The organism is Sulfitobacter sp. HI0040, from assembly GCF_001634885.1.
GTDB lineage: Bacteria > Pseudomonadota > Alphaproteobacteria > Rhodobacterales > Rhodobacteraceae > Sulfitobacter.
Window position 1 is genome coordinate 1 of the sequence record NZ_LWEX01000549.1, and the last position, 6,635, is coordinate 6,635.

Annotated in this window: 9 protein-coding genes; all 9 read right to left on the reverse strand. The window is 62.3% G+C overall.

The window, feature by feature from the left end:
* A partial coding sequence (locus A3728_RS20395; RefSeq protein ID WP_330220296.1) for a c-type cytochrome occupies positions 1–259 on the reverse strand: 259 nt, incomplete at its 3' end.
* Complete coding sequence (gene soxC / locus A3728_RS20400; protein WP_067928033.1) at positions 243–1,502, reverse strand: sulfite dehydrogenase; 1,260 nt, start codon at positions 1,500–1,502, stop codon at positions 243–245. The genes A3728_RS20395 and soxC, both read right to left, overlap by 17 nt.
* Before the next feature lie 67 nt (positions 1,503–1,569).
* Positions 1,570–3,276 (reverse strand): thiosulfohydrolase SoxB, encoded by a 1,707-nt coding sequence (gene soxB / locus A3728_RS20405; protein WP_067928036.1) that lies wholly within the window; start codon positions 3,274–3,276, stop codon positions 1,570–1,572.
* An 83-nt stretch (positions 3,277–3,359) separates the two neighbouring features.
* Positions 3,360–4,196 (reverse strand): sulfur oxidation c-type cytochrome SoxA, encoded by an 837-nt coding sequence (gene soxA, locus A3728_RS20410; protein ID WP_067928039.1) that lies wholly within the window; start codon positions 4,194–4,196, stop codon positions 3,360–3,362.
* A gap of 22 nt (positions 4,197–4,218) precedes the next feature.
* A complete protein-coding gene (gene soxZ / locus A3728_RS20415; RefSeq protein WP_067928042.1) occupies positions 4,219–4,548 on the reverse strand; it encodes a thiosulfate oxidation carrier complex protein SoxZ in 330 nt (109 codons plus the stop codon).
* A 38-nt stretch (positions 4,549–4,586) separates the two neighbouring features.
* Complete coding sequence (gene soxY, locus A3728_RS20420; RefSeq protein ID WP_067928044.1) at positions 4,587–5,003, reverse strand: thiosulfate oxidation carrier protein SoxY; 417 nt, start codon at positions 5,001–5,003, stop codon at positions 4,587–4,589.
* Between the two features lie 44 nt (positions 5,004–5,047).
* Complete coding sequence (soxX, locus tag A3728_RS20425) at positions 5,048–5,500, reverse strand: sulfur oxidation c-type cytochrome SoxX (RefSeq protein ID WP_067928046.1); 453 nt, start codon at positions 5,498–5,500, stop codon at positions 5,048–5,050.
* Positions 5,501–5,634: 134 nt separating this feature from the next.
* Entirely contained in the window at positions 5,635–6,210 is a 576-nt protein-coding gene (locus A3728_RS20430; RefSeq protein ID WP_067928049.1) for a thioredoxin family protein, read from the reverse strand.
* Between the two features lie 18 nt (positions 6,211–6,228).
* Positions 6,229–6,635 (reverse strand): cytochrome c biogenesis CcdA family protein (locus A3728_RS20435; protein WP_330220297.1); only part of this gene is annotated, 407 nt, incomplete at its 5' end.

Genomic DNA, 6,635 nt, shown 5'->3' on the forward strand with positions numbered 1-6,635 from the left:
CCGTGCCTTCGCCGAAGACCCCGTGGCAGGCGGCGCATTGTGCAGCGAAGATAGCGTCGCCCGTTTCCACGTCACCCTGCCCGGGCGGCAGGCCGGCACCATCGGGCCGCACGTCGATGTCCCAGACGGCGATCTCCTCCGGGGTGACGGCGCGGCCCAGCCCGAGGGGGTCGGCCTGCGCGGCAAATGCGCCGAGCGTCAGGCACAGCCCCAGACCGAGCCCGAGTGTTCCGGGGGCAAATTCAGGAAATCTCGACATTTTCGGCCCTCCCGTCGGCGTCCACGGCCCATGTTTGGATGCCGTTGTTGTGGTAGATCGAATTCTCGCCCCGGACCGCGCGCAGCTGGTCCTTCGTGGGTTGCACGTAGCCGGTGCTGTCATGGGCCCGGCTTTGCAGCAGCAGCGGGCTGCCGTCCCAGTCGAATTCGTAATAGAAGCGGTGCATCGACTTGGGCATGCTGGGCCCGTCCATGCGGGCCTGATGCCAGTTGATACCGCCGTCGAGCGTGACATCGACGCGCGGGATCGTCCCCCGGCCAGACCAGGCCACCCCCGTCAGCACGGTGGGTCCCGGCCCATGGGTGATCGGCGCCTGCGGGCTGGGGTTGGTGATCACGGATTTCGCATCCATCTCCCATGTGAAGCGGCGCGCACTGCCATCTTCGAGCAGGTCCGTGTATTTGCTCGTCTCCTCCCGGTGGTGCCAGGGCTGATCGCCCACTTCCAGACGGCGGAGCCATTTGACCCACATGTTGCCTTCCCACCCCGGCACGACGAGGCGCACGGGATAACCCTGTTCGGGGCGCAGGGCCTCTCCGTTCATCTTGAAGGCGATCATGCAATCGTCGAGCGCCTTTTCCATGGGGATCGAACGGGTCATCCCGGCGGCATCCGCGCCTTCGGCCAAAAGCCATTTACCAGAAGGGATTACACCTGCCTCTTCGAGCAGAAGTTTAAGCGGAATCCCGGTATACATGACGTTATGGATCATGCCGTGGGTGAACTGGCAGCCGTTGAGCTGGGCGCCGCGCCATTCCATCCCGGAGTTGGCGGCGCATTCCAGGAAATACACACGGTTTTCGCGGGGAAAGCGTTTGAGGTCTTCCATGGTGAAGACAAGCGGGCGGTCGACACGCCCGTTGATCATCAGCCGGTAGGCGGCCGGGTCGATCTGGGCGACACCACCGTGATGCCGCTCAAAACACAGCCCGTTCGGGGTAATGATCCCGTCCAGATCATGCAGCGGGGTGAAGTTCACCGAGGATACCGGATCGGCGGTCAGCCACGGGACGGAGCGCCGTTTCACGTCCGCCTCGAACCGCGACGGCAGACCGTAGGGCGCGGCATCGACGCCGACCCCCAATTCCTGCATCCAGGGTTCGATGGCGATCTCGGGCCCGCTGCCCGCCACCGCCCGGCTTGCGGCTCCGCCCGCGGCCAGCGCACCTGCGCCGGTCAGGAACGCCCGCCGCGAAGGGCCGAAACTCTTGTCACCGCTCATGGGAATCCTCCTCGTATAATCAAATTCATTTTATTGAATTTAATCGCCGCTGAGAACCCCTTTCCTTCTAATTTCCGTCGGGAAGAACGAATTCCACGGGCGTGGGCGCGCCTTGCGACACTGTTCCGAGCTTGCCGATATGCGCCTCCACCACATCCCAGATCGGCGGGCCCTCTGTTCCCTCGTTGACCGAGGCCCAGCCCGCGACCACGTAGCTGCGGTCGGGGTCGATCTTTTCGCCGGTGCTGAGCAGTGTCATATTGCTGATGCGGTTGCCCTGCGGCTCGTCGATGTCGATCTTGAACCCCATGCCGCCCACGCGCACCATGTCCCCGCCCTGCTGAAGGTAAGGATCGGGGTTGAACAGGTTGTCGCCCACGTCTTCCAGAACGATTTTCAGGAATTCGCCTGTCATTTCCGTGCGGTAGGCGTTGGGATAGGTCATCGCCGTGACGGCGTAGATGTCTTCGCGGGTGATGTCCTGCCCCGGCAGCAGCGACGGCCCCCAGCGCACACCGGGGCTGAGCGAAATCTCGGCGTCGCGTTCCTCCAGCAGCGCCTCGCAGATCAGATCGTCCCACGAGCCATTGAAATTTCCGCGCCGGTAAAGCAGCGCGTCGGTCTTGCCCACCACATGGGTCAGGTCGTCGATGAAGGGCGCGCGCTGCGCGTCGATCAGCGCGGTGATCTCAGGATCGGGGGCGATCAGATCGCTGAAGATCGGGATCAGCTTGTGGCGCAGCCCCATCATCCGGCCATCGCGCACGTCTAAATCCACGCGACTGACGAATTTACCGTTGGAACCGGAGGCGATGATATGGGTCTGACCGACCTGCACGGGTTCGGGCAGCGCGTCATGGGTATGGCCCGACAGGATCACGTCGATGCCGGTGACGATCCCGGCCATCTTCTTGTCCACGTCAAAGCCGTTGTGGCTGAGGCAGACGACCAGTTCCGCGCCCTGCGCGCGCACCTCGTCGACCATTTCCTGCATATGCGCGTCACGGATGCCAAAGGAGTATTCCGGGAACATCCAGCCCGGATTGGCGATTGGCATATAGGGAAAGGCCTGCCCGATCACGGCGATCTTCACCCCGCCGCGTTCAAAGAATTCATAAGGTTTGAACAGCTCCGCCGGTTCGTCCCATTCCGCGTCGAAGATGTTCTGGCCCAAGGCCGCGAAGGGCAGCCCCTCCACCAGTTCGGTCACACGGTCCGTGCCCAGCGTGAATTCCCAGTGAAAGGTCATCGCATCGGGTTTCAGCGCGTTCATCACGTTCACCATGTCCTGGCCTGCGGTGCGCAGGCAGGTCAGCGAGCCGTGCCATGTATCGCCCCCATCCAGCAGCAGGGCGTCGGGCCGGTCGGCGCGGATGGCGTTGAGAACGGTCGCCACCCGGTCAAGCCCGCCGACCTTGCCATAGGCGCCTGCCAGCGCCACGAAGTCGTCATAGGTCAGCGCATAGTCCAGCGGCGTGCCGCCCCCGATCCCGTAGCGCATGCGGAAATCCTCCCCCGTGATATGGGGCACCTTTCCGTGGTTCTCACCCACACCGATATTGATCGCAGGCTCGCGGAAGTAGAGCGGTTTGAGCTGGCCGTGAATGTCGGTGATATGCATCAGCGTGACATTTCCGAAGGTGTCGAACTCCAGCAACTTGTCCTGATCGAAGCGGTCCTGCGCGGCCAGCCGCGCCCAGCTGCCAAAACCGGACGCCCCGTAGAGCGAGGCGGCGGCCATCGACATTTGCAGAAAGTCACGGCGGGACATCATGGCGGAAATTCCTTTCGGTAGAGCGCAGAAAACAGGCCCCCGCGCTTCGCGCGCGGGGGCTGCCGTATCACATGGTCATCGGATCAGTTGCGGACGGAGGGGCTTTCGACCGGCAGGCCGTTGCCCCGGCTCGCGACGTAAAGTTCAAGCGCCTTGAACTCGTCCCCGCCCTCGGCGAAGGGCTGCGCGCGAATGTTCTTCATGCAGCCCTTGAACCGCCCGTGCACGGTGTTGATCTTGGCGTTCTTCAGCCGGTAGTTCGGAAAACCGTTGGTCTGCCCCTGCGACAGGTGATCGGCGCGGATCATCATGTCGTAGTTGTTTTCGTGGCAGTTGGAACAGGCCAGATCAAGCTGCCCGTAGCGGGTATAGTAGATCTCCTTGCCCTGCTCCCAGAAGGGGGCGGCGGCACCGTCGATCGCAACATCGACCGGCATCCCGCGTGACTGCAGGCTGATCAGAGCCGTCATCGCCGACATCTCCGGCCCGGACCACTTCCAGGCGTCTGCCTGCATGCGTTCGGTGCGGCATTCGTTGATGACGTCGGGCATGGATTCCAGCTCGCCCTCTTCGTTGACCCGCGGCATGCTGGCCTTCAGTCCGGCGAATTCCTCGGCGCTTTCGTGGCAATCGGCGCAGGCCTTGCCGGCATCGCCCTCGGCCGTTTCGAACAGCTCCTGCCCGACATCGACGAAGATCATCCCCGGATTGTCGAAATCGTCCATCTGCAGGGCCTGGGTTTCCTTGGTCCGGTACACCCAGCCGGAGGTAATTTCATCGATGGCATCCATATGGGAAGGCGCCGGAACCCGTGTCGGCAGTTCGATCTCACCATTGATGATGAGCTTTGGCTCCTCCGCCAGCGCGCCCGTTGCCAGCAGCGCAGCAAGCGCGGCGCCCTTCAGAACGATCCGTTTCATATGTTTCCTCCCGATACGCACCCTAGCCGATGGCGATGCTTTTGCTCTCTTCGTAGACAGACCCGTCGTCATCGTACCAAGTGAACTTGAACTCCCCGGCTTCGGGCACCTTGGCCTCGAATTCGAAATAGGGGTTGGTCGATACAGCCGGTTCGATGGTCACATCGATGACGTTCTCGCCGTTGAAATCGCAGGTGAAGCGATTGATGATCGAGCGTGGGATCACGTTGCCGTCGCTGTCCTTGCGCTGGCCGCTTTCCATCTTGTGGCTGATCAGGGTCTTGATGGTGATGACCTCACCGGCCTCGGCCGATTTGGGCACCTTGACGCGGGGTTTTACACCTTTGGCCATGTTCTAACTCCTGGAAATAAAGGGATAATGCGTGGCGATCAGCCGCCGCAGCCCCCGATTGTGACTTTGACCGGCGCGGATGTGCGGGTGAAGCTGCCGTCTTCCATCCGCGCGATGGCGATGACGTCCTGGCTCTGTGCGAGGCGGATCCGGGTGGACGCGCTGCGCGACCCGGCCAGCGGACCGAAGTTGAAGGTCCCCACGTCGGGGTTCGGGTTGCCCGTGGCCAGCAGCATGATCGACGTGGCGCCCGGGGCGCTCACCTCGACGGGGACGGTATTGCCGTTCTCGGCGATTTCCGGCGTCGTCAACTCGATGCCGCCCTCGCCTACTTCCGCGCCGCCCGTGAAGGCGGCGATGGCCTCTTCGGTGCTTGCGAAGCTTGCGCCGGGCATCGCGGCCAGAGCGGCAGCCCCCAGCCCCAGCGCCAGCGTTTCACGTCTTGTGAAGGTCATTGCATATTCTCCTGTCGTTCCTGCCCCGCAACGGGGGCGGTATCCTATTCTTTCAGCAGCATCAGGTAGGCGACGAGGTCTTCCACCTGCTGTGCGCTCAGGATCGTCTTGTCTTCGAAGCCCTTGAGGGGCCGATTGATGGTCCGCGCATTGTAAAATGCGGGCATGATCGTTCCTTCGAACACTTCCTTGGCATTCACCACGATGGCGCGCAGCTCCGCCTCGCTCCAGCGGTCGCCCACGCCATCCAGCATGGGGCCGATCTGACCGTGAAAGGCCTGTTCGGCCAAATCCTCGTTGGCGTGGCAGGCAAGACAATTGCCCAGCTTGCGGTTGGCAAAGACTTCACGCCCCTCCGCAGGATTGCCCGGCTCGCCGGTCAGCGATTGGGGTACTGCCCCATCCGTGAAGCTTACCTGCTGCGGTGAAATCGATTCCGCCGAAGCGAAACCGGCACTTGCCAGCACGGCCAGCGTGGCCATCGTTTTCAGGTACATCGCGGCTCCTCCCGTCTGTGGGTCACGTTTCCGTGCGACCCTTGTGAAAAGCCTACGGCAGCGACCGGTCCACACGCAACAACAAATTCAAACTTTTGAATGGCAGGATTTCACCTAGCTGCCAATGTTGCCGATCAGTCCGTTTTTCCGTCGTTCCGTTCCGCAACGCGTCGGGCGTGATACTGCTTGAAATCTTCCTTCCCGTCAGGGGCATAGCGCTTTTCGTTAACCCAAGTGAGCAAGTCGATCGTCGTGTCGACAGGCAGTGCACCTGGTATTGTCACCACGGCCGCCCCAGAGGCCGAAAGCCCCTCCTCCACCTCTTCGGGCAGGAACATCATGGTAGGCGTGAACTGAATTCCCCATTTCCGGGCCATGTCCTTTTCGGACAGCGACTCGCCGTCCAAATCTGTCACTTCCACATCGCCCCTCAGGTTCAGTTGTACGACGAAGAAGTTGTCTTCGATGTAGCGGGTGATCTCGGGCACGGGAAACACCTCCTCGTGCATCTTCTTGCAATAGATGCAGCCCTCCTGCTCGAATATCAGCATCAGGCGCTTGCCCTCTTCCGTGGCTTCGGCGAGGTCATCGTTCATGTCCTTGAACGTCTCGCGCATCCACGGCGTCTTGTGCAGCCCGTCGTCGCCCAGTTCAGCCGCCGCAAGGGGCAGGCCCAAGACCACAGCCATCAGTGTCATCAGTTTGCGCATGTCTTGCCTTCCTTTCCGTCAGCCGAGAGAGGTGAATGACGGGAACCACTGGATCATCGCATTCGCGATAAGCCGGATGCCGCCGGTCACGATGAGTATAGCAAAGAGGATCAGCATCACCCCCATCGCCCGTTCGACCCAGATCACCATACCACGATTCCGGGAAGCCCAGCGCAGGAAAGGCTTGGCGAAAGCCGCGGCGAGGATGAAGGGCGCCGTCATGCCGAAGCCGTAGACCGCCAGAAGTGTACCCCCGCGCCAGATGTCGCCCATGCCGCTGGCAATCATCAGGATCGCCGCGAGCGCGGGCCCGACGCAGGGCGTCCAGCCAAAGCCGAAGGCCAGCCCCATCACATAGCTTCCCCAGACGGACCCCGGCGCGCCGCCGTCGCCCAGCCGCGCTTCGCGGTAGAGCAGCGGGACCC

Bases quoted from the DNA above. Each gene is read 5' to 3' on its own strand.
- soxX (WP_067928046.1), bottom strand. From the start codon at position 5,500: ATGTACCTGAAAACGATGGCCACGCTGGCCGTGCTGGCAAGTGCCGGT.
- soxB (WP_067928036.1), bottom strand. From the start codon at position 3,276: ATGATGTCCCGCCGTGACTTTCTGCAAATGTCGATGGCCGCCGCCTCG.
- soxY (WP_067928044.1), bottom strand. From the start codon at position 5,003: ATGACCTTCACAAGACGTGAAACGCTGGCGCTGGGGCTGGGGGCTGCC.
- soxZ (WP_067928042.1), bottom strand. From the start codon at position 4,548: ATGGCCAAAGGTGTAAAACCCCGCGTCAAGGTGCCCAAATCGGCCGAG.
- A3728_RS20430 (WP_067928049.1), bottom strand. From the start codon at position 6,210: ATGCGCAAACTGATGACACTGATGGCTGTGGTCTTGGGCCTGCCCCTT.
- soxC (WP_067928033.1), bottom strand. From the start codon at position 1,502: ATGAGCGGTGACAAGAGTTTCGGCCCTTCGCGGCGGGCGTTCCTGACC.
- soxA (WP_067928039.1), bottom strand. From the start codon at position 4,196: ATGAAACGGATCGTTCTGAAGGGCGCCGCGCTTGCTGCGCTGCTGGCA.